This is a genomic window from Streptomyces sp. NPDC053427, assembly GCF_044544985.1.
GTDB lineage: Bacteria > Actinomycetota > Actinomycetes > Streptomycetales > Streptomycetaceae > Streptomyces.
The window spans coordinates 377,816-398,786 of record NZ_JBITYA010000003.1; the positions used below are offsets into that span (position 1 = coordinate 377,816).

Below are 20,971 nucleotides of genomic sequence, written 5' to 3' on the forward strand. Positions count from 1 at the left end.
GCGAGCCGCTCTCTTGTGGTTACTCGGAAACCGTAGGAGAGTGGCCGCTGACATGGAAGAACGCACTTTTCAGTGACTGGGGAACCTGATGGTGACCAAGCAGTTCAGCGGCTCGCCCGAGGATGCGGACCTGAGGCGTGCGGACTCTCTGGCGCGGGAGATCTTCTCGGACGTCGCCAACAAGTGGGCGCTCCTGATCATCGAGTCTCTCGGTGAACGCACCCTGCGCTTCAGCGAGTTGCGGAACGAGATCGAGGGCATCAGCCACAAGATGCTCACCCAGAACCTGCGCATGCTGGAGCGCTACGGTCTGATCGAGCGGACGGTGCATCCCGTCGTGCCGCCGCGGGTCGAGTACACCCTCACCGAGGCGGGCCAGGCCCTGCGGGTGACGATCGACGGACTGTGCGACTGGACCCACCAGTACCTCGGTCACATCGAAGCCTCCCGCCGTCGCTTCGACGCCTGACCGGCGCGGCACTCGCACATTCCAGCCCGGGCATCACCCCGTCCGGACGCACGCTCCCCGTAAAAGCGAAGGGCAGCGGCAACCGATCCATGGGGCGGGCTGGTCCCTGCCCTGGACCCGAGGCGGACGCGCGCCTGCGTCGGCGAACTCCGCGGCGACCCCGCCTGATCCGCGCCGTCAGGCAGTCTGGTGCTGGAAGGCGCGGCGATACGCCGTGGGCGTGATGCCGACGGTGTCGCGGAATCGGGCGCGCATGTTGGCGCCGCTGCCGAGGCCGCAGCGGGTGGCGATCTGTTCCACCTGGAGGTCGGTGGTCTCCAGGAGTTCGCGTGCACGGTTGATGCGTGCGGCGACGAGCCATTGGTGGGGGCTGACGCCGGTTTCCTGGCGCCATAGGCGGGTCAGGGTGCGTGGGGAGACGCCGGCGTGGTCGGCGAGTTCGGGGATGGTGAGGTCCTCTTCCAGGCTGCGCAGGGCCCACTCGCGGGTGTCGGCGAGCGTGGTGGCCTGGGGGTCGGGGAGGCTCCTCGTGATGTATTGGGCCTGTCCGCCGTCACGGTGCGGGGCGGCGACAATTTCTCTGGCGATGTCGTTCGCGACGGCCGCGCCGAGGTCTTTGCGGACCATGTGCAGACACAGGTCGATGCCGGCCGTGACGCCTGCGGAAGTCAGGATGGTGTCGTTGTCGATGTAGAGGACGTTGCGGTCGACGCGCAGCCGGGGGTAGAGCTCTTCGAGGTCGTCCGCGCTGGCCCAATGGGTGGTGACGGTGCGGTCGTCGAGCAGTCCGGCCGCGGCGACGGCGAAGGCGCCGGTGCAGATGGAGGCAATGCGTATCCCTGCGCGGCCGGCGAGCTTGAGAGCGGCCCTCACCCGTGGGTGCGGAGGGCGCCGGAAGCCCTCGAATCCCGGGACGATGATGGTGTCCGCATCGGCGAGCGCTTCGAGGCCCGCGGTCAGCCCGAGGCTGAAACCGGCGCTGGTGGTCACGGCCTCCTCGGTGTCGCCGCACACCGTGAGCTCGTAGGGGGTGTTCGGACGGGCGTTGAAGATCTGTGTGGGGATTCCCAGATCCATGGGCAGCACGCCGTCCAGCGCCAGGACCATGACGCGGTGCTTGTTCATGGCTGCAATGTTACGGCCGTCGCCCATTTCTCAGGGAGGGCCAGTGGGACACCCTGCTCGGCTTCAAGGGCGTTTGCTTGGCAAACCCGCTGTTCATCGTGTAGTTCGTGCGGCCGGAGAGTACTGGCTCATCCGCACCATCCTGGCCCATCCTGGCCCAAAAAATGCGTATGTCGGCAGATAAGCCGTGGTCCGGAAGGCGGGTTCCGGAGAAGGATCGAATAGCGAGTGCGGGGCAACCAGCTCCACACACCGGTGGAGCGGTCCGAGAGCCCGGGCCGTGGACGAGGAACTGACAATGACTTCGCAGAATGTGGTGGGCCGCTTCGTCGACGTGCGGGGCGGTCAGGTGTACGCCCATGTCCGCGAGGGTGATGGCCCGGCGCTGATCTTCCTGCACTACTGGGGAGGCTCACGGCGCACCTGGTTCCCGGTGCTGCAGCGTCTGGACCCCGGCCAGGGCTTCGTGGCCTATGACCAGCGCGGATGGGGCGACTCGACGAGCGTGCCGGGACCCTATGGCCTGGAGCAGCTCGCGGACGACGCCCAGCGGGTCATCGACGCGCTCGGATGCTCCCGCTATGTGCTCGTCGGGCACTCCATGGGCGGCAAGGCGGCCCAGATGCTGGCCGCACGCAAGCCCGAGGGATTGAGGGGAGTCGTCCTCGTGGCGCCCGCGCCGCCCGCGCCGATCGGGGTGACCGCGCAGGTGCAGGAGACGGTTTCCCGCGCCTACGACAGCGAGGAGGCGGTTCTGCAGAGCATCGACTTGATGCTGACCCATGGCGGGCTGACTCCCGAGCTGCGTCGGCAGGTGGTCGAGGACAGTCTGCGCGGCGGCGACCAGGCCCGTCTCGCGTGGCCGCGCCAGGGCCTGGTCCAGGACGTGTCGGCCGGCGTCTCAGCCATCGACGTGCCGGTGCTGGTTCTCGCGGGCAGTCACGACAAGGTCGACCCGCCGACCGTGCTCGCCGACCACCTGCTGCCGCTGATTCCGACCGCCTCGCTGGCCGTTCTGAAGGACACCGGCCACCTCTCACCGCTTGAGGTGCCCGACCAAGTGGCCGCGCACATCGGCGCGTTCGTCGCCCAGCTGTAAGCACACCGCTCCAGCCGCACATCCGCCGCGGGGCGATCGGCCGTTGCTCCACGTGCCGTGCGCACGCAACACCCGGCACGCGCGAGCGCGCCGCCCAGCCACCGCACCCCATCGATCTGTCCCGGACCGGGGCACCCGACGAAAGAACACACCGTGACCACCGACGCACACCTGTCCGTCTTCGAGCAGCTCAGCCTCCCCGACACGAGCCTCACCCGAGACACATACGCCTATGCGGCACAGGGCACGCCCGCCTTCGTTTTCCATCACAGCGTGCGCTCTTACGTCTTCGCTCGCGCCCATGCCCAGAACCAGGGCCTGCGCGCCGGTACCGACTACGACGACGAGCTGCTGTTCGTCTCCTGCGTCCTGCACGACATCGGACTGAGCGAGGAGGGCAACGGCGACCAGCGCTTCGAAGTCGACGGCGCCGACACCGCAGCGGCATTCCTCCGCGAGCACGGGGTCGAGGAACGGCGTATCGCCATCGCCTGGGACGCCATCGCCCTGCACACCTCGGACGGCATCGCCCCGCGCAAGGGCACGGAGGTGGCGCTGACCCAGGCGGGCATCGGCACCGACATCCTCGGAGTCCAGCGTGAGAGCCTTCCGCCCGGCCTCGCCGACCACGTGCACGCCCTGCTCCCGCGTCAGGACCTGGCCTACGCGCTCAGCGACGCCATCGTCACCCAGGCCAAGACCAAGCCCCACAAGGCGTCCCCGCTGACCTTCCCGGGCGACCTGCTGCGCCGCCACCTGCCCTACGGCGCCCAACCCAGCTGGTACGACCTGCTCGCCGCGGCCGGCTGGGGCGACAAGCCGGTCGGCGTCACCGCCCGGCGCCGCGCCGAGACACCACAGCAGGTGGGCGCGTTGTTCATGGAGTACCTGGACGCCGGTGACATCGAGGGCCTGGTGTCGCTCTACGAGCCGAACGCCCACTTCGTCCCCGTCCCCGGAACCCACCTGGCGGGCACGGACGCCATCCGCGAGGCGCTGCAGCAGATGATCGACAGGGGCGCCCGCCTCACGCTCGAACTGCGCGACATCCGCCAGGTCGGCGACGTTGCCCTGGTGTCGAACAACGCCACCCTCACCGGGGTCGGACCGGAACCGGTGAACTCCACCACCACCGAAGTACTTCGACGCCAGCCGGATGGCGGCTGGGTCCACGTCGTGGACGACCCGTACTTCAGCTGACCACCGTCGGCTCCGTCTCCGTCCTCACCGGAAACGGCGACCCGGTGGCCGGAGATCTCGTGGCCACCCCGTTGATGGGCTTCGTCAAGGGGCGGCCAGTCAACCCGCTCTTCCACGAGGGGAGGCTCGGCAACCTGGCGAGCCTGCGCATGCTGCCGGCCCTCTGCCCCACCAAGCTCCACGTCGGCCACGGCACGCCCCTCGACCCCGAGCGGGTAGGACACTGGGCGGCGGCGGAGCAGCGACGGCTCGATCGCCTCGTGGCTCGAGGACGTGCCACATGTTCCGTTTCCAGCAGGTCCGTTCATGGAGCGACGATGCTCAACCAGCCTTACCCGTCGCCCAGTTATCCTGGCTTCGTCCCGGTGTCCTGACTACCGTGCGGGACCTTGCGTGGGAGATCGGCCACACGTTGGAGAGCCGCCTTCAAGGCGGCGTACTCCTGCTTCCCCAGTGCCTTGGCGTGGCGTTCCTCGATCGTGCGCATGATGGAGGCGGCGGCCTCCATCTGCAGAAGGCCACGTTCGGTGGGGCAGACCAGTTTCGCGCGGCGGTCCGCAGGGTCGGGTTTGCGGTCGACGTAGCCCAGACGTTCGAGGTCGTCGATGAGGGAGCCGATCACTTGCTTGTGCTGTCCGGAGGCGCGGGCGAGTTCGCTGGCCCGGATGCCGTCGGCGCGCAGGTGGGCGAGGACGGCGCCGGCGCGGGGCCGAATGTCGTCAAAACCCTGCTTGGCGAGCTCGGTGAACAGCTCACGCTGAACGGAGAAGAGAATCCGGGCGGCGAGCACGCCGAGGTCCGGTTCCGCAGCCTGGTGCCCGTTCAATGCCGCTCCCATCTCGGCGGCCGTCCGCCGCCTGTGCCGTGTGACCAGCGATTTTAGTCACCCGCCCAGTGGGCTTGGACATCGCGACCCAGCCCCGACGGACCCGAGGCGACCATTTGCTTGCGCTTCGGAGGACCGCGGCATAGCCTCAAGTAGTCACGAATAATGACTATCAAGTTTAGTGACCAGTGAGGCTGTGGCTCAACCCTCAAAGGAGCGGAAGATGAGCGAGCGCAACAAGTTCCTGGAGCCGGTCACCCGGGAGAACGCCGCCGTGGTGCTGGTCGACCACCAGGTGGGCCTGCTGTCCGGCGTCCGGGACATCCCCGTCGGGGAGCTGAAGCACAACGCGGTGGCGCTGGCACGGGCGGCGACCGTGTTGGGCATCCCGCTGGTCGTCACCACCACCGCGGCCGACAGCATGTGGGGGCCGACCACCCCCGAGCTGGTCGAGGCGCTGCCGACCGGACAGAAGATCATCGACCGCAGCACGGTCAACGCCTGGCACGACGACCGGGTCCGCGAGGCCATCGAGGGCACCGGCCGGCGAAAGCTGATCTTCGCCGGAGTGTCGCTCGAGGTATGCGCGGCACTGCCCGCGATCTCCGCGACGGCCGCCGGGTACGACGCCTACGTTGCCGTGGACGCCTCCGGCACCTTCAGCCAGACCAAGCGAGAGACCGGACTGCTGCGCATGCAGCAGGCAGGCGTCATCGTCAGCGACTACGCCACCCTCATGGTCGAGGCCCTGGCCGACAACGCGTCCCCCGAGGCCGGACCCTGCTATGCCGCACTCGACATGCCGTTCGCCGTCCTGGTCGGCCAGATCTCCGCCGCGTACCAAGCCTAGAGGTCCGAGGAGCTCGCTGACGTCGTTCGTGGCGCTGGCCAGTGGCAGACACCGCATGCCTCCACGGCGATCCCGACCTTGCCGGCGCCGGGCGGTGGCACCTCGTTCTCGGTCAGACGCAGTGTGCCGTTGGGTTGGGTCACGTGCGTGACGCGATAGGTGTTCATGCTCCGCGCTCCTCGGGGAAGTCGTCGCCGTACATCGGCAGGCCGCTCAGGGACTGTTCGCGGGTGGCTTCCTCCTCGATCACGTCCCAGTGCTCGGCGAGGATGCCGTTCTCGATGCGGAGGAAGTCGGTGGCGATCCACGGGGCGGGCTGGCCGTGTCCGGAGAACCGGCCGCGCACCATGACCATGTCCCCGTCGGCCATGACCAGTTCGCATTCGTGCCGCAGCTCCGCCGGCAGGCTCCTGACGAGGTCGAAGAGTCCTTCCCGGCCGGGTGCGATGTGGGCGCTGTGCTGAAGGTAGTCGGGGGACCAGAACCGCTCGGCGGTGGCGTAGTCCCGCTTGTTGAACAGGGTGTCGAACGCCTCGCGGACGACGGCCTTGTTCCTGTCCTCGACGGTGCTCATGAGGTGGTCACCTTCTGTCTGATGAAGCGCTTCTGATGCGGTGATGCGGTGATGTGGTGAGCAGGAGGGTGTTCCTGGACACTCCCCGCATTCAGGGGAAGTGACGTCCGCTGATGCGGTACTGCGCGAAGAGCCCGAGGGCTGCGACGGCGATGACGGCGGCGCCGTAGCCGAGGACGGTTCCCAGCAGACCGACCGGAGCGACCAGGAGGCCCGCGATGATCGCCGGGATGTCGAAGCTCAGGTAGGCGACCAGGTAGACGGACGCGAAGAGCCCGGCACTCTGGTGCGGCTGTGCGAGTGGGGCGATGGTGCGGATGGCGCCGGAGAATGACGCTCCGAATCCCACACCGCCGATGATGCCCCCCACCCACAGCAGGGAGAGCATGCCGGCGGCCACACCGGCCTCGATCACCGCGGTGCCCAGCAGCACGCCCGCGCCGCCGACGAGGATGGTGCGCCGGGCCGGCAGACGGCCGAGGAAGACGCCGGCCGCGGCGGCCGTCGCGGGCTCGATGAAGGCCGTGGCACCGTTCAGCAGACCGCTGTGCAGGCCCAGCAGGTCTCGGATGATGGTCGGTACGAGCCCCATGAACAGACCTCCCAGCATCCATGCGGCCATGTGAACGGGGACGCTCGCAGTGAACTCGCGGCGCGCCCTTTCCGGCACGGAGACGCGGGGAATCAGGGACCGCGCCGCTCCCGGCCGCGGGGAGACCGTCTCCGCGGAGAACGCGACGACCGCTGTACCGACGACCATGATCAGTGCGAGAGCCGAGAACACGAGCGCATTCGCGTGGCTACTGAACTGGATCGCCAGACCGGTAAGCAGGGCTCCCAGGCCCAGCCCGCCGGCCGGGGCGATGCTGGTGATGATCGTGCCCAACTGCTTGAGCCGCTGCGGGGCGTGTTCCACGACCGAGGCCGAGAACGCGCTCGTGGCTGCTCCTGTGGCGACTCCCTGGATGGTGCGGGCGGCGATGACCCAGCCGATGTTCGGAGCGAAGGCGAACATGAGCATCGCGGCGAGCTCCACGACCAGTGAGCCGACCAGCACGGGACGGCGCCCTGTGTGGTCGGACAGCGAGCCTGCGAAGAGGAGAGCCGCGAGGAGTCCGAGCGCATAGGAGGAGAAGGTCACTGTCAGAACCCAGGCGGGGAAGTGCCATTGCTGCTCGAAGACGACCAGGAGCGGTGTGGGCGCGCCTGCTGCCACGTACAGCGCCGCGAACGCGGCGGCGGATCCGGCGAAGGTTGCGAAGGGAGGAAGTATCTGGCGGGCCCGAACGGATTCGGAAGCCACGCGGGCGGGGCCTCGGGTCTGCCGTGAAACGGTGCGGAACACCTCGGGCCTCCTAAGGCCAAAGTTTGTGCGTTAGATTCACGGTAAACCCGGAGAGCCCTTAATGCCAAGGGGTGTGCGTTATGGTGTGGTGCATGGTTGCTGAATCGTCCCCGCGCCGGCGCACCGGCGGCCGAAGCGCCGTGGTGCTGATGTCCATCAGGAAGGCCGTTGAGGAACTGATCGCCGAGCGCGGCAGTGACGCCGTCACGATCCCGATGGTCGCGGAGCGGGCGGGGGTCAATCACTCCAGCATCTACCGGCGCTGGGGCGACGCCCGGACCATGATCAACGATCTGGCTACCTACCGGCTCGATCGGGACCGTGGTCTGCCCGACAGTGGAGACCTGCGTGCCGATCTGACGGCGTGGGCACGGGAGTTGATCACCCACTACAGCAAACCGGTGAACGCCGCCCTTCTGCGTGGCGGGGCCGCCGCGGCGGGCGGGAGCGAGTCGGACTGCCTGCGCGACCGACGGGCCGAAGCGGCCGCCTTCGCCGGCCGGCCCGGCAGTACCTTCAGTGAAAACCAGGTCGTTGACAAGCTGGTAGCCCCCATCATCTACCGGGTCATCTTCCTTCCCTGGACGCTGTCCGAGCTGGATGCGCGCACCTATGTCGACGACCTCTGCGGCCGGTCCGCCTGATCCTCGCCTCTCTGCGAGCGGCTTCGGCGCGTCGGCCGGGGCCGCGGTCGGTGGGTCTTCCGTGTTTGCGCCTGTACGGGGCGGCGGTCCGCACGGTTGCGGCTACCCACCCGTCCCCTTGAAGCACAGTCCTTTGCGTTAGTGTCATGCGGGTGCTAGCCTCGAGCTAAAGCACAGGTTCGTGCATTAACTATTCGGCGGGCTCGCGCCACCCCATAGATGGACCGCCCGCGGAACACGACAGAAGCGTCTCCTTCGCACCAGGAGTGGCGAATATGTCTTCGACTCAGCCCCTGCTTCAGCCCTACCGGTTGCGCGACGACTCCCTGGCCAATCGCGTGGTCATGGCACCGATGACGCGGTCGCGGGCCCGCAACCGTGAACTGCTGCCCACCGAGCTGCACGCCCAGTACTACGCGCAGCGGGCATCCGCCGGCCTGATCATCTCCGAGGGCGTGTGGATCAGCCCCGAGGCGGTCGGATGGCACGACGTGCCGGGGCTGTTCACCGACGAGCAGGTTGCTCACTGGAAACCGGTGACAGACGCGGTCCACGACGCGGGCGGTGTCATCTTCGCCCAGCTGTGGCACACCGGGTCCGCCTCGCACCCCGACTTCTTCGACGGTCGCGCGCCCCTCGCGCCCTCGGCCGTCAACCCGGGGCTGCTGGCACCGACACCGACCGGCCGAAAGCCCACCGCGGTGCCCCTTGCCATGTCGAAGCGCGACATCCAAAGGACAATCACCGACTTCGCGAGAGCTGCCCGCAACGCCATGGCGGCAGGATTCGACGGCGTTCAGCTGCAGGCAGGCTTCAACTACCTGATCAGCCAGTTCCTGAACCCCCGCACCAATGTGCGCACGGACGACTACGGCGGCCCGATCGAGAACCGCGCCCGGTTCCTCTTCGAGATCATCGAAGCCGTCAGCGCGTCCGTCGACCTGCGGCGCGTTGGTGTGAAGGCCGGGCCTGCCTGGTCCGAGAGGGGAGAATTCGTCGCCGGGGCCGACGCACTCGCGGACAGCGAGCACGTGATCGGACGCCTCAATGACTACGATCTGTCGCATCTGCTGCTCATGGGGATGATGGCGGATCCCGCCGCAGGACCGCTCAAGGATCTGGCCGGCGACGAGATGTTCCGGCACTTCCGGAAGCTCTATCAGGGCACCGTCATCGCGAACGTCGGGATCGATCAGCACCGGGGCAATGCACTTCTTGCCGATGACCTGGTGGATCTCGTCGCCTACGGACAGGCGTTCATCGCCAACCCGGACCTGCCGGCCCGGTTCGCTTCCCGCGCGCCGCTCGCCGAACCGAAGCCGGACCTCATCTACGGCCCGGACGTCGCCGGCTACACCGACTACCCGCCGCTGCAAGGCTGAGACGGCCGCCGCCTCGGGGTTCATGCGGGTCAACGCGACCATGCCGGTGACGATGACGTCGCAGACCTTGGCCTCGACGTCCTCCCAGGTATGCGAGTGACCCTTGCAAGCTGCCTGCTCACGGGGTCCGGTGTTGCGCGGGGTTGACGCCGTCGATCTCGACGAGGAGATGGCGGGGGCCGCGCAGACCGGCGTTCGCGCGGTAGGGCGGTGGGTCGGCGACGAGTCGGGGGTTCTTCAGCCGGCGTGCGAGCTCAGTGAGGGCGATCTGCGTCTCGGGACGGGCCAATGGGGCACCGAAGCAGTAATGGATGCCGCCGCCGAAGCCGAGGTGCTCGTTGTGCTCGCGATCGGGGTCGAAGCGGTCGGGGTCCGGGACGAATTCGGGGTCGCGGCTGCCGGCGGCCAGCACGAGGGTGACGGGTGAGCCCTTGGGGATGGTGGTGCCGGCGACCTCGATGTCATCCAGGGTGTTCCGGTTGTTGGACAGAAACTGCACCGGTGGTTCGTAGCGCAGGAGTTCCTCGACCACCCGGGCGGCCAGATCGGGTTCGTCGCCGCCGCGTAGCCGGTCGAGCACATCGGGGTGCCGCAGGAGGGTGAGCATGCCGTTGGTGATGAGGTTGACGGTCGTCTCGTGGCCGGCGACGAGCAGCAGGGCCGCGTTGCTCAGTACCTCTTCGGGGGACATCGCCGCCTCGTCGCCGTCGCCGTTGAGGAGCCCGGAGAGCAGGTCGTCGCCCGATTGGCCGTGGCGGGTGTCGAGGAGCTGGGCGAAGTACTGCCCGAGGTCGGCGATGGCCTTCGCGTGTCGCCGCTGCCGTTCCGCGATCCCTCCGGTGGTCGGGTCGGTGGCCTTGGTGACCGCTTCGGACATTGCCTGGAATCGCGGTTCGTCCTCGCGGGGCACGCCCAGCAGTTGGCAGATCACCGTGACCGGGAAGGGGTAGGCGAAGTCGTCGACGATGTCGACCCGGGTCGTGCCTGACCGGTCCTTCCCCGCGAAGCCGTCGATCTCGTTGGTCACGATCTCGAACAGATGGGGAATCATGGTGTCGATGCGATCGGGACGGTGGGGCGGGCCGAAGTTCCGCGTCAGCAGGCGCCGGAGCCGGTCGTGCTCGGGAGGGTCGGTCTGGATGAAGGTGGGCGGGAGTGGGGGAGTGCCCTCTTCGGCCGCTCGGGCGGGTGAGTCGGCGGCCAACTCGGGGACGTTGCGCATGTCCGAGCTGAGCCGTGGGTCGTGGAGCAGGGCGACGAGTTCCCGGTAGGTGCTCACGACATAGCTACCGTCCTCCAGCCGTATCACGGGTGTCTTGCGCAGCTCGGCGTAGAGCGGGTACGGGTCGGCGCGGTGGGAGGGATCGAGGATCTGCTGCCAGGTGCTGGTCTGGGTCATGGGGGCATCTTCCGCAGCTCGGGGGTCCGGCGTGTAGTGGCTCGGGCAGGGGTCACAGGTACGTTCTGCGGACCAAGGTGGCCCTGCGGTCGCTGGGTTTGTGGCCGGTCACCACGACGGTGGCGTGAGGGGTGGGCCGGTCCGGGATCCCGGCTGCCACCGGGCCCCTGTCAATGGGCTGGTCGACGGCGCGGAAGGAGGGCGGGAACGGCGCCGCCCGGTCGATCAACCCCTCATAGAACTCCAGCCACTTGGACTGGTTGAAGGCGACCGCCGCGGTGATGCGCCCGCGGTAGCCGTAGGCAGCGACGAACCGGCGCTGGGCCACCGATCCCTGGACGACGAGGACCTGGTCGGCATAGGTCGGCACGCCCACGGACTTGATCTCGACACCGAACTGGGTCGACCAGAACTCCGGTAGCGCCAGGTGCGGCCACCGCTCGCCCTGCGCACTGACCATGTTGTGTGCGGCGATCTCCGCCTGGGCGACCGCGTTGCCCCAGTGCTCAAGGGCCAGATACTGGTAGTCGTAGACGGGATGGGGGCAGCGGGCCACGTCGCCGGCGACGAACACATCGTCGGAAACCACGCCGTTGACGTCGAGAGCGCGGCACCCCGCATCGCACGCCACCCCCCAGTCACCTGCCGCCAGCCCCGAGCCTTCCAGCCATTCGACGTTGCGGATGCTGCCGAGCGCGGCCACCGCCACATCGACATCCAGGACGCTCCCGTCGGACAGGCGGGCCCGCCGCAGCCGTCCGTTCGCATCCCCCTCCAACGCCTCGACCTGAACGCCGCACCGCAGGTCGACCCCGTGGTCACGCTGCATCTGCGCCGCGACACCGCCGATCACCGTGCCCAGCGCCCCGACCAGCGGGGTCAGCCCCCGCTCGGCGACCGTCACCGGCACACCCAGCTCACGGCAGGCGGAGGCGATCTCACAGCCGGTGAACCCGCCACCGATGATCAGCACCCGGCCCGGACCGGCATTCAGCCTTCGCCGCAGCCCGTCCGCGTCGTCCGGCGTGCGCAGCACGAACAGCCCGTCGAGCCCGGCCTCTGCCTCGTTCGGCCACGGGCGGGCCCGCACCCCGGTGGCGATGAGCAACCGGTCGAATCCCACCTTCTCGCCGTCAGCCAGAACCACCTGCTTGCCGCCCAGGTCAAGGCCGCTGGCCGCGACTCCCAGCCGCCAGTGCACGCCGATCTCGTCGCGGCGGGGGAGCGCGGTCCGCCCCGCATCGGCCTGGCCCATGAGGACCTGCTTGGACAACGGCGGCCGGTCGTAAGGGAGTTGAGCCTCGTCCCCGATCACGGTCAGCGAGCCGGTGAAGCCCTCCCGGCGCAGCGTCCACCCCGCCCGCAGCCCGGCCAGGGACGCCCCGACAATGACCATACGTCCGGTGCGCTTGAACGCTTCTTCCGCGCTTTGGGCGGCCACCTGCGGCTCGGGCCCGGACCGCTGCTTCCGGGCGTCCTCCCGTTCGAGGAAGATGGCCTGGACAGGGCAGGCCGCCGCGGCCCGCGCGACCTTCTCCCGCTGCGCGTCGTCCGGATCGGGGTCGTACAGCAGCGCCTCGTCCCCCCGTATGGTGAACACATCCGGCGCGGCGAAGGCGCACTGTGCGTATCCCTGGCACCGCGTGAGATCGACGACGATCTTCATGTGGACGCCCCTTCCGAACCTTGCGGATCGGCTGTTTCGTCACACTCCAGGCACGGACGTCGTCACGTCTGCTCTTCCAGTGGAGCACAGCACGGTGAGGGCTGCATCCTGCCGCGGGCCGGCCAGCGACACTCTCGCGGCCGGTGATCGACTACCGGGACCTCGGCGTCGCCGAGGTCATGCAGGTCATGGTGGCGCGGGCAGTGGGAGAGCACCGGGCAGTCCCGGATCCGGCGCTTCGTGGGGTGGCGATGCCTCTTTCGGCATGTGCAGGTTCGGCAGGGTGAAGCCCGTTCCGGCAGGGCTGGAGCTGACTCGGTGCTGACTTTTCTGACGCTGCTTCAGCCTTGGGGCTTATGTCTTTCACGGCACCGTGACCGTTGCCGCAATTCGCCTGTGGCTTCGTGCATGACCCGTCAGACGGAACCTGGTGACCTGGGGCGGTCGGCAAACCTCCGGTCGGGCCGCCTATGGCGCGGCGGGCCGCACCTGCTCGGCGTTTTCCTGCGGGTCCACCATGCGCATGACCTCGCCGGGTTCGCCCGAGGTGTGTTCCTCGACAGTGTAGAAACGCACCTCGTGACCGTCGGGGTCATGCAGTCGCGGCAGCATCCATCCGCGCAGACCGCGCCAGACGCCGCCGTGCGGCTCGTCAAGGGCCTCCAAGCGAGCGGCGAGCGCCTCGATCGCGGCGCTGTCGGGCACCGCGATCGCGAAGTAGTCGAAGCCGGCGGCGGCCTCGGCCCGGTCCGGGGCGAGCCGCAGCACCAGGTCCGGTCCGCCGGCCGGATGGCTCAGCACGATCTCTGTCAACGCCCCCTGCTCGACGAACTCGGCCGCCCGCCGGTAGCCGAGCGTGCGCCCGTACCACGTCTCGGAGCGGGCGAGATCGCGTACCGGCAGCTTCAGGTGGTGGACGCCGACGAGCCTCGGGATGTCAGCTTCCCCGTTCATGGCTCACCTCAGAGCGCGTTGGCTCGGCACTCAGGGGCCGAGGCCGATCGTGACCAGTTTGCCCTTCTCATCCAGCTGCCGCACCCGCTGGCAGCCTGCCCCGATCGTTGACGGTGAAGAAGGGTGCGTTCACCGGCGTCCCGACCGGGCCCTCTGCTCGGCCCGGCAGCGACGGACGGGGCGGTGGGATACGCGCCGACCGTCTCTGCCGGGGTGGGCGGGCTCAGGTCAGGCGGGGGGCGACCTTCTTGACCTTGTTCGTCCGGACGTTGATGAGGGTCGGGCGGCCCCGATCGGCGACTCCGGCGCGGAGCATCTCGGCGACCTGGTCGGTGTCGTTGGCCTCGTGAGCGTCGATGCCGTAACTCGCGGCGGTGGCCGCGATGTTCAGCTCGGGCAGGTCGAGTCCGGGGATGCCGACGGTGCTCTCGATGTTGGCGAACTGCTTGAGGACGCCGTATTCGTCGTTGGAGGAGACGACGATCGTCAGCGGGATCTTGTAGTGGGCCGCGGTCCACAGGGACGTGATCGCGTAGTGCATCGACCCGTCGCCCATGAGGGCGATCACCGGACGGCCCGGGGCGCCGAGTTGGGCGCCGACAGCGGCGGGCAGCCCGAATCCGAGGCCCGCGCCGACAGCGGACATGTGGGAGAGGGCGGCGCCGGGCCGTACGTATTCCGTGATCGGGACCTCGTTGGAACCAGCCTCGCTCACGAACAGGGCGTCCGCCGGGGCGGCGTGGCCGACGGCCGTCCACAGGTCCGCCGCCTGCATCGGGGCCTCGGCCCGTTCCGGGCGCGCCAGGTCGGGCCGGGCCTGGGGGGCCGTGCGCGACGATTCGGAGGTTTCGCCCAGCAGAGCTTCCACCGCGGCCCGGACGTCCGCCACGTAGGCGTCGCCGATGGGCGCGCGGGCGGCTTCGTCCGGGTCGCTCGTGAGGTGGATGAGCGAGGTGCCCTCGGGCAGATACGGGCCGGGGATGTAGGGGTAGTAGCGGAAGGCCGGGCCGCCCAGGACCACGACGAGGTCGTGGCCCTTCAGCTCTTCGGAGATCCAGCCGGCGCCGGGCGGGAGCAGGCCCTGGTACAGAGGGTGGTTCTCCGGGAACCCGGACAGCCCCGGGAGCGGCGAAGTCCACACGGCGGCCTTGCTGCGCTCGGCCAGCTTCACGACCAGGTCCCAGGCTCCGGCGTGCTCCAGGTCGCCGTGAACGACGAAGGCGGGCGACTTCGCGGCGGCGAGCCGGTCGGCGATCTTCTTCGCCAGGTCCTTGCGGAAGCCTCCGGCATGAATGACCTCCCGGTCCCGGATCGCCTCGACCTCCGCAGTCTGGACGTCGTTGAGTTCGAAGGCCATGTCGTCCATCGGCAGGGAGACGAAGACCGGACCGGTGGGCGGGGACATCGCGATATGGATGGCGCGGGCGAGGACCGCGGGTACCTCGCTCGCAATGGCCGGCTCGGCGGACCATTTGACGAACGGACGCGGGACCATGACGGCGTCCTCGTTGGTCAGAAGGGTCTTCTGATTCTGCATGGCACGACGCTGGTTGCCCGCGGTGACGATGAGCGGCGTCTTGTTCAGGTAGGCGTTGTACAGGGCGCCGATGGCATTGCCGAGGCCGGGCGCGGTGTGCAGGTTGACCAGAGCGGGACGTCCGGTGACTTGTGAGAAGCCGTCGGCCATGCCGACCGGCACCATTTCCTGCAGACCCAGGAGATAGCGGAAGTCGCTGGGGAATTCGTCCAGCAGGGTCAGTTCGGTGGAGCCGGGATTGCCGAACCAAGTGTTCAGCCCGTGCTGCCTGAGCAGATCGATGGTGGCTTGACGGACAGTCGGCACAGCATGTCCCTTCGTCGCGCACTTGCGTCGTCGTCCCGATGGCCGGTCGGCGATACCCGGGGAGCTCCGGATCCGGCCGTCGGCCGAATGCAGAGCCGGTAGTCGGCATTGACGCCCGCCGCCAGGCACTCTTCGCGAATTTAGCAGCGTAAGAGAGAAATCCGGCGTTGCCGCTCGCGTGCTATCCGGTACCCGCGGGCGGTCGGAAGCGTCGGCGTGGTGGATCGCCTGGGCCCGAGCGATCCCACTCATCTCCTCGTCCAGGCATAAACGCCCACGTCCTGCTGTATCCGGTTCCCCCGTCGTCGCCGGTTGCGCTGACCGCGGATGTCGCGGGCGACGTAGGCCAAGCGGAAGGCGAACTGGCCGCTGAGATCACCAGAATCCACGCGGAGATCAATCACGTGCCGCCCACCTACGTCCATGTGGTCTTCTCCGAACTGCCTCAGGACAGCGTCTACATCGGTGGAGAACCCGGTGAGCCGCTGCTGATCGCCGGCTGGGCACGCCGCGGCCACCCACAGGAGGAGACGACCCGCTTGGCACTCGAGCTGTCGAGGGCCGCTTCCCGTACCACCGGGATGCCCGAGCGCCGCATCCTGGTGGTGATCCAGGACAGTCCCGCGCGTTCCGCTGTCGAAGCGGGCCAGGACCTGCCTGACCCGGGCCAGGAGAAGGAATGGCTGAGCCGGCGCGAGTCATAAAACCCGACGTGAATAACTCCATGGCGCAGGCAGCCGGGAATTCCGTAAACGCAAAATCGTCATGCCACAGTGGCACCGCTGCCAGCTCTGGGCATCCGCCTGGAAGAATATGATGATCCCTGCTCCGTCCTGTTCTTGCCGCTCAGTAATGACCTGCAGGGAACGGGAAGACAGTCGTGCTGATACATGGCAAGGCGTTCGCTGTTACTTCTTCCGCAACGTCATCGAGGCACTGGCCGCGGCCAGGTAACGGGAAGTCACGCCCGACCAGATGGGCTGCCCCGGAAAGTCGTCCAGCCCGATATTCATTACAACTTCCAGCTGCTGGCCGCCAACACCGCGGGGCAATTCGGTGTCGGAAGGTCGCTGTCCTGGCCATTGGACCGGCGGCATGACCGCGGTGCGGTTCACATTCCGCGGCTACATCTCGGGGTAAGGGTGGTACCCAAGGCCGGGGCGGTGAGAGTGGCGGCGTACGGGATCCGTTCGCCCTGGACGAGCCGCCCATCGGGGCCGCGCGCACCAGCTCGGTGCGGGCGAGGATCGTGGTTGGCCCTACTTCCCGGGTGCGGCCTCGTGGCACACCCGGAGCGACGTAGCTGGCGGGCTTCGGCAAGTTTCCGGGCCCAGCACCTTGTTCACGTGCGGTGGCGGCCGACGACGCAGCGTCGTCATCGTCGCCGGAGCGTATGGCCGAAGCCGATAGACGAGAGCATTGTCGAGCAAACCGTCGGTCGGGGCCGGCGGGCCGCACCAGTGGTCGCGGTCGGCAGGTCAGGTTTGCGGTGACAGACCGTCGTCCACTGGCACGTTCTGGGCTTCCAGCGTGATGCCGGAGTTTCTGGCCTGCTCGAGGATCAAGGAGGCGAAGTCCTCTTCGACATGCCCCGCGCCGATGGCACCCGCGACGAGCTGAGCCGTGGCGGCGGCGAGCGGCATCGGGACCTCCAGCTCGCGGGCCGCGGAGAGCCCAAGGTCGAAGTCCTTGCGCAGCAGCGGCATGGTGAACGTCGGCGTGAAGTCCAGGTTGACCAGCGCGGGCGACTTGTATCGGGTGAAGACCGAGCCCATCACGGAGTCGTTGAGGAATTCCAGGAAGGCGGCACGGCTGACACCGCCCCTCTCGGCGAGGATGGTGATCTCGGCGAGCGACTGGGTGACGACACCGAGGAAGACGTTGTGCGCGATCTTGACGAGACGGGCGGCTTCGCCCTCGCCGACGTAGGTCACCCCACGCCCCAGCATTGCCAGCAACGGCTCGACCTGGCCGAACACCTCGGGTGAGCCGGAGACCGCAACCGTCAGCTTGCCCGCGGCGACCACCTTCGGGTTCCCGCTCACTGTGGCGGCCAGGAAGTCGGTCCCACGCTTGGCGGCTTCGTTCCGGACCAGCGCGGACACCTGGGTGGACACCGTGGAGCAGTCGATCAGCACCTTCGGCGCGGCGTCCGACGAGGTCAGCACGCCGCCGGGGCCCGTGGTGATCGCCTCCAGGGCGGCCGAGGCGGTCACCATGGTGAAGACGATGTCCCGGTCGGCCAGGTCAACCGGCCGGTCGGCGATCGTCGCTCCTCGTTCGGCCAGTGGTTCGGCCTTGGCGCGGGTCCTGTTGTAGACGGCTACGTCGTGCCCCGCGTCCAGCAGGCGGGCAGCCAGCTGGACGCCCATGCGGCCGACACCGACCCAGCCGATACGCCGGCGGTCCTGGGCGGCAAGCGTCATTGTTTCTGTACCTCAATCCCTGGAGGACGACTCGACCGATCGGCCGCGCAGCTGACCGGCCGGAGGGGGTATACGACCCGGCAAGGGCCGATGAGCAAGGACTCGCAGGCGGACTACGACGGTGGCTTCCTCAGGTAGTCGACGGTGGCTTCCTCAGGTAGTCGACGGCGGCGAGGTCGTCGTTGTCGTGGCCGGCGGCGACGGTTGCTTCCAGGCGGTCGCGGACGGCCTGGAGCAGAGGGCTGGGGGCGGCTGCTGCTGCGGCCAGTTCGATGTCCTTCAGGGCCAGCTGCACCGCGAATCCGGGCGCGTATGAGGCGTCGTCCATGACGCGCACTTTCTGCAGCTCGTACGGCATGGCGAGCGGGCCCGCCTCAAGCACTCGGACGAACGTCGCGTGGTCGACGCCGAGATCGTCGCACAGCGCAAGGACATCGCTCATGGCGACCGTCGAGGCAGCCATCCAGGCGTTGACCGCGAGCTTGACGGCGTTTCCCTCGACCCCCGTCCCGACATGGAGCACGGACGAACCGAGAGCGTCGAGCAGCGGACGCGCCCGTCCAAGGACATCCTCGGGACCGGCAACCAGCCAGACGAGCTTGCCCTGCCGTGCGGGAGCGGTGCTTCCCGAGACCGGTGCGTCGAGGTACGCAACACCGTGATCACGAGCCAGACCGGCCAGCGCGTCGGCGTTCCGTGGCCCTACCGTGCTCGCCTGTACCCAGACGGCGTCGTCGTCGAGCAGACCGATGGCAGCTGACATGACCTCCGCGACCGCATCGCCGTCACGGAGCACCGTGAGGACGACCGACGCGCCGGAGACCGCATCGCCCACCGCGCGCACTGCCGTGACCCCGGCAGCGTGTTCCGCCACCGCACGGGCCCTCGCCTCCGTACGGTTCCACAGCCGAACCTCGTGGCCACTCTCTCCGAGCCGCATCGCCATCGCGGCGCCGAGTGCGCCTGCTCCGAGAACAGCGACGGTGGAAGCGTGAGACATGGAAGATCCCTTTCCGTTTCCCCTTATCCATCTTCCGCTGGCACCCGGGTGTTCCCTGGCAAGGAAACGCAGCGCCCTTCACGAGCAGTGAGCCGAACATCGGCAGCCGAACATCGGCGGGTCCGGCAGGACGGAGGCACCCCCCGGCCTGGTCCCCGACCCGCTCGCGTGCCTCCCTCCCGCGCAATGCCGCAACCGCTCACCGAGCGCACTCATATCGGCCGCGCTGGGCTCGCGAACTGCGACAGTCGCCCGGGCCTCGATATCGGGCCTCCGTCCGTCCTCTGCCGAAGCCATCGAATTGCCGGAGCGCCTCCCTGCTCCGGCAACCTCTCCCGTGCCGGATGCCGTCCGCTCGATGAGGTCACCTCCGTAAGCGAGCACTTCAGCGACGTTGGTGTCGTCACGCTGTTGATCTGCGGGAACTGGCCGACCCGCGGGGGATTTGCTCCGGAACGCGCTGTGACTTGCCGGCGCCCCCCGAACACTGGGCAGAGACCGCTGAGGGACAGAGGGAGCAAAGATCATCCAGCTGGAGCCTTACCGCTCGGTGGGCTTCCGCACTGCCACGAATTCCCGTCAGCAACCCACCGAGGAAAGCCGGAGGTCAAGACCGTCTCCACGCCTCGACGCCCGGTTCTCCGATGAGGGCATGGCGGGGAAAGGTTCCGTGTGACGTGCACCATGCTTGGCCCGCCGGTCGGCGCAGTATCCTTCCTGCCATGCTCCTGCTCGTTCGACGCCGCCACGTGGACCTCCTCCGCGTCACGAGCATGTCCTGTCGACGCTCCGGCTGACTTCCGCTCCGCCCGCCCGGCCCTTCCGTGCAGGCGGTCTTCCCTCTGCACATCTGCCCGGCCTCGCGGCCCGCCCTACCCGGGCCTGCCGCGGCTTGCTCGGCCACCACCGAGTACGGCCTGGCCCTCACCCGCGGAAAACACCATGTCGCAGCAGCTTCCCGTGATTGACCTGTCAGCCGCGTCCCGTGATCCCCAGGAGCGCGCCCACCTGCACGCGCAGCTCCACACGGCCGCCCGAGATGTCGGCTTCTTCCAGCTCACCGGACACGGGGTCGCCCCGGCCCAGACCGATGCGCTCCTCGGTGCCATGCGCCGCTTCTTCGCCCTTCCGGAGGCGGACCGCTTCGCCGTGAGCAACCTCAAGTCCCCGCACTTCCGCGGCTACACCCGAATCGGCGACGAGCACACCGGCGGCAGCCGCGACTGGCGCGACCAGCTCGACATAGGCGCCGAGCGCCCCGCCCGCGCTCCCGGCCCGAGCGAGCCCGCCTACCTGTGGCTGGAGGGCCCCAACCAGTGGCCTGGCGCCCTGCCGGAGCTGCGTGCCGCGGCCCTTGCCTGGGTGGACCGGCTCACCGAGGTCGCCAACCGGCTGCTGCACGAACTGCTCGCCTCGATCGGCGCGCCTGCCGACTTCTACGACAATGTCTTCGCCACCGACCCGCACCTGCACCTGAAACTGGTCCGCTACCCCGGCAGTGCCACCGATGGCACGGGGCAGGGCGTCGGCGCCCATAAGGACTACGGGTTTCTCACACTGCTGCTGCAGGACGAGGTCGGCGGGCTCCAGGTGCAGCGCGCGGACGGGGACTTCCACGACGTTCCGCCGCTGCCGGGGGCGTTCGTGGTCAACCTCGGGGAACTACTGGAGGTGGCCACAAACGGCTACCTCAAGGCCACCAACCATCGCGTAGTCAGCCCGCCCGGGGCCGTGGAGCGGTACTCCGTGCCGTTCTTCTACAACCCGCGCCTGGACGCGCGCATCGCACCGCTGCCGTTCCCGCACGCCGGCCACGCCCCCGGCGTCACCCAGGACCCGGCCAACCCTCTGTTCGCCGAGTACGGGCGCAACGAGCTGAAGGGCTGGCTGCGTGCCCACCCGCAGGTTGCCCGCCGCCATCACGCCGCCCTCCTCACCCAGGAGCTGAGCGCGGCCGAGTAGACCGGGTGAGGCTGGTCAACGCTTGTGCGGGCAACGGCGCAGAGGCCGCAGCTGAGGCTCTCTCAGCTGCGGCACAGGAGTAGCCGAACAATGCCCCGTACCGGGGCCGCAACGCACTGGACGACCGTGTGAACAAGCTCAAGCAGTTCCGGGCGGTCGCCACCCGGTTCGACATGCGCGAACTACATTTTCCTGAAAGCTGCACAC

Annotated in this window: 18 protein-coding genes; 8 read left to right on the forward strand and 10 right to left on the reverse strand. The window is 68.5% G+C overall.

Translation table 11 applies throughout. The features are described 5' to 3' along the window. The first annotated feature begins 88 nt into the window (after window positions 1-88). Window positions 89-469, forward strand: coding sequence for a winged helix-turn-helix transcriptional regulator (locus ACIGWZ_RS09725; RefSeq protein ID WP_400062614.1), 381 nt, complete (start codon window positions 89-91; stop codon window positions 467-469). Between the two features lie 177 nt (window positions 470-646). Here ACIGWZ_RS09725 and ACIGWZ_RS09730 read toward each other — a convergent pair whose 3' ends face one another. Continuing rightward, window positions 647-1,594 (reverse strand): GlxA family transcriptional regulator, encoded by a 948-nt coding sequence (locus tag ACIGWZ_RS09730; RefSeq protein ID WP_400062616.1) that lies wholly within the window; start codon window positions 1,592-1,594, stop codon window positions 647-649. Between the two features lie 280 nt (window positions 1,595-1,874). Between ACIGWZ_RS09730 and ACIGWZ_RS09735 the strand changes: the two genes are divergently transcribed. Next, a complete protein-coding gene (locus ACIGWZ_RS09735) occupies window positions 1,875-2,693 on the forward strand; it encodes an alpha/beta fold hydrolase (RefSeq protein WP_400062618.1) in 819 nt (272 codons plus the stop codon). A 153-nt stretch (window positions 2,694-2,846) separates the two neighbouring features. Further along, window positions 2,847-3,893 (forward strand): SgcJ/EcaC family oxidoreductase, encoded by a 1,047-nt coding sequence (locus ACIGWZ_RS09740; protein WP_400062620.1) that lies wholly within the window; start codon window positions 2,847-2,849, stop codon window positions 3,891-3,893. 346 nt (window positions 3,894-4,239) lie between these two features. Here the strand turns inward: ACIGWZ_RS09740 and ACIGWZ_RS09745 are convergent, their stop codons facing one another. Beyond that, a complete protein-coding gene (locus tag ACIGWZ_RS09745; protein WP_400062621.1) occupies window positions 4,240-4,719 on the reverse strand; it encodes a MarR family winged helix-turn-helix transcriptional regulator in 480 nt (159 codons plus the stop codon). Between the two features lie 223 nt (window positions 4,720-4,942). Here ACIGWZ_RS09745 and ACIGWZ_RS09750 point away from each other — a divergent pair, with 223 nt between their 5' ends. Then, entirely contained in the window at window positions 4,943-5,569 is a 627-nt protein-coding gene (locus ACIGWZ_RS09750; RefSeq protein WP_400062623.1) for an isochorismatase family protein, read from the forward strand. A gap of 163 nt (window positions 5,570-5,732) precedes the next feature. On the opposite strand, the gene ACIGWZ_RS09755 is transcribed toward ACIGWZ_RS09750, so the two are convergent. Next, on the reverse strand, window positions 5,733-6,143 hold the full coding sequence (locus ACIGWZ_RS09755) for an ester cyclase (protein WP_400062625.1): 411 nt from the start codon (window positions 6,141-6,143) through the stop codon (window positions 5,733-5,735). Window positions 6,144-6,234: 91 nt separating this feature from the next. After that, window positions 6,235-7,446 (reverse strand): MFS transporter, encoded by a 1,212-nt coding sequence (locus ACIGWZ_RS09760; RefSeq protein ID WP_400062627.1) that lies wholly within the window; start codon window positions 7,444-7,446, stop codon window positions 6,235-6,237. 122 nt (window positions 7,447-7,568) lie between these two features. On the opposite strand from ACIGWZ_RS09760, the gene ACIGWZ_RS09765 reads away from it, so the two are divergent. Next, window positions 7,569-8,132: a TetR/AcrR family transcriptional regulator gene (locus ACIGWZ_RS09765; RefSeq protein ID WP_400062629.1), complete on the forward strand. Its 564-nt coding sequence runs from the start codon at window positions 7,569-7,571 to the stop codon at window positions 8,130-8,132. 275 nt (window positions 8,133-8,407) lie between these two features. Next, complete coding sequence (locus ACIGWZ_RS09770) at window positions 8,408-9,514, forward strand: alkene reductase (protein WP_400062631.1); 1,107 nt, start codon at window positions 8,408-8,410, stop codon at window positions 9,512-9,514. A gap of 118 nt (window positions 9,515-9,632) precedes the next feature. Here the strand turns inward: ACIGWZ_RS09770 and ACIGWZ_RS09775 are convergent, their stop codons facing one another. From ACIGWZ_RS09775 to mdlC, 4 genes are all read right to left on the reverse strand, one after another. After that, a complete protein-coding gene (locus tag ACIGWZ_RS09775; protein WP_400062633.1) occupies window positions 9,633-10,913 on the reverse strand; it encodes a cytochrome P450 in 1,281 nt (426 codons plus the stop codon). Window positions 10,914-10,965: 52 nt separating this feature from the next. Then, window positions 10,966-12,579 carry an FAD-dependent oxidoreductase gene (locus ACIGWZ_RS09780; protein ID WP_400062635.1) on the reverse strand — a complete coding sequence of 538 codons (1,614 nt, stop codon included), beginning with the start codon at window positions 12,577-12,579 and terminating at the stop codon, window positions 10,966-10,968. A 468-nt stretch (window positions 12,580-13,047) separates the two neighbouring features. Then, entirely contained in the window at window positions 13,048-13,533 is a 486-nt protein-coding gene (locus ACIGWZ_RS09785) for a VOC family protein (protein WP_400062637.1), read from the reverse strand. A 223-nt stretch (window positions 13,534-13,756) separates the two neighbouring features. Then, window positions 13,757-15,376 carry a benzoylformate decarboxylase gene (gene mdlC, locus ACIGWZ_RS09790; RefSeq protein ID WP_400062639.1) on the reverse strand — a complete coding sequence of 540 codons (1,620 nt, stop codon included), beginning with the start codon at window positions 15,374-15,376 and terminating at the stop codon, window positions 13,757-13,759. Between the two features lie 167 nt (window positions 15,377-15,543). Here mdlC and ACIGWZ_RS09795 point away from each other — a divergent pair, with 167 nt between their 5' ends. Next, entirely contained in the window at window positions 15,544-16,080 is a 537-nt protein-coding gene (locus tag ACIGWZ_RS09795; protein WP_400062641.1) for a tautomerase family protein, read from the forward strand. Between the two features lie 774 nt (window positions 16,081-16,854). Here the strand turns inward: ACIGWZ_RS09795 and ACIGWZ_RS09800 are convergent. Beyond that, window positions 16,855-17,802, reverse strand: a complete 948-nt coding sequence (locus ACIGWZ_RS09800) for an NAD(P)-dependent oxidoreductase (RefSeq protein ID WP_400062643.1) — start codon at window positions 17,800-17,802, stop codon at window positions 16,855-16,857. Window positions 17,803-17,932: 130 nt separating this feature from the next. Then, window positions 17,933-18,874, reverse strand: coding sequence for an NAD(P)-dependent oxidoreductase (locus ACIGWZ_RS09805; RefSeq protein WP_400063258.1), 942 nt, complete (start codon window positions 18,872-18,874; stop codon window positions 17,933-17,935). Between the two features lie 870 nt (window positions 18,875-19,744). Here ACIGWZ_RS09805 and ACIGWZ_RS09810 point away from each other — a divergent pair. Then, the gene (locus ACIGWZ_RS09810) at window positions 19,745-20,764 is read left to right on the forward strand and encodes an isopenicillin N synthase family dioxygenase (protein ID WP_400062645.1); all 1,020 of its coding nucleotides are present in this window, start codon (window positions 19,745-19,747) and stop codon (window positions 20,762-20,764) included. The last annotated feature ends 207 nt before the right edge of the window (window positions 20,765-20,971 follow it).

Coding starts and splice junctions, on each gene's coding strand:
- ACIGWZ_RS09725 (WP_400062614.1), top strand. CDS start 89: ATGGTGACCAAGCAGTTCAGCGGCTCGCCCGAGGATGCGGACCTGAGG.
- ACIGWZ_RS09730 (WP_400062616.1), bottom strand. CDS start 1,594: ATGAACAAGCACCGCGTCATGGTCCTGGCGCTGGACGGCGTGCTGCCC.
- ACIGWZ_RS09750 (WP_400062623.1), top strand. CDS start 4,943: ATGAGCGAGCGCAACAAGTTCCTGGAGCCGGTCACCCGGGAGAACGCC.
- ACIGWZ_RS09755 (WP_400062625.1), bottom strand. CDS start 6,143: ATGAGCACCGTCGAGGACAGGAACAAGGCCGTCGTCCGCGAGGCGTTC.
- ACIGWZ_RS09765 (WP_400062629.1), top strand. CDS start 7,569: ATGGTGTGGTGCATGGTTGCTGAATCGTCCCCGCGCCGGCGCACCGGC.
- ACIGWZ_RS09770 (WP_400062631.1), top strand. CDS start 8,408: ATGTCTTCGACTCAGCCCCTGCTTCAGCCCTACCGGTTGCGCGACGAC.
- ACIGWZ_RS09775 (WP_400062633.1), bottom strand. CDS start 10,913: ATGACCCAGACCAGCACCTGGCAGCAGATCCTCGATCCCTCCCACCGC.
- ACIGWZ_RS09780 (WP_400062635.1), bottom strand. CDS start 12,579: ATGAAGATCGTCGTCGATCTCACGCGGTGCCAGGGATACGCACAGTGC.
- ACIGWZ_RS09785 (WP_400062637.1), bottom strand. CDS start 13,533: ATGAACGGGGAAGCTGACATCCCGAGGCTCGTCGGCGTCCACCACCTG.
- ACIGWZ_RS09800 (WP_400062643.1), bottom strand. CDS start 17,802: ATGACGCTTGCCGCCCAGGACCGCCGGCGTATCGGCTGGGTCGGTGTC.
- ACIGWZ_RS09810 (WP_400062645.1), top strand. CDS start 19,745: ATGTCGCAGCAGCTTCCCGTGATTGACCTGTCAGCCGCGTCCCGTGAT.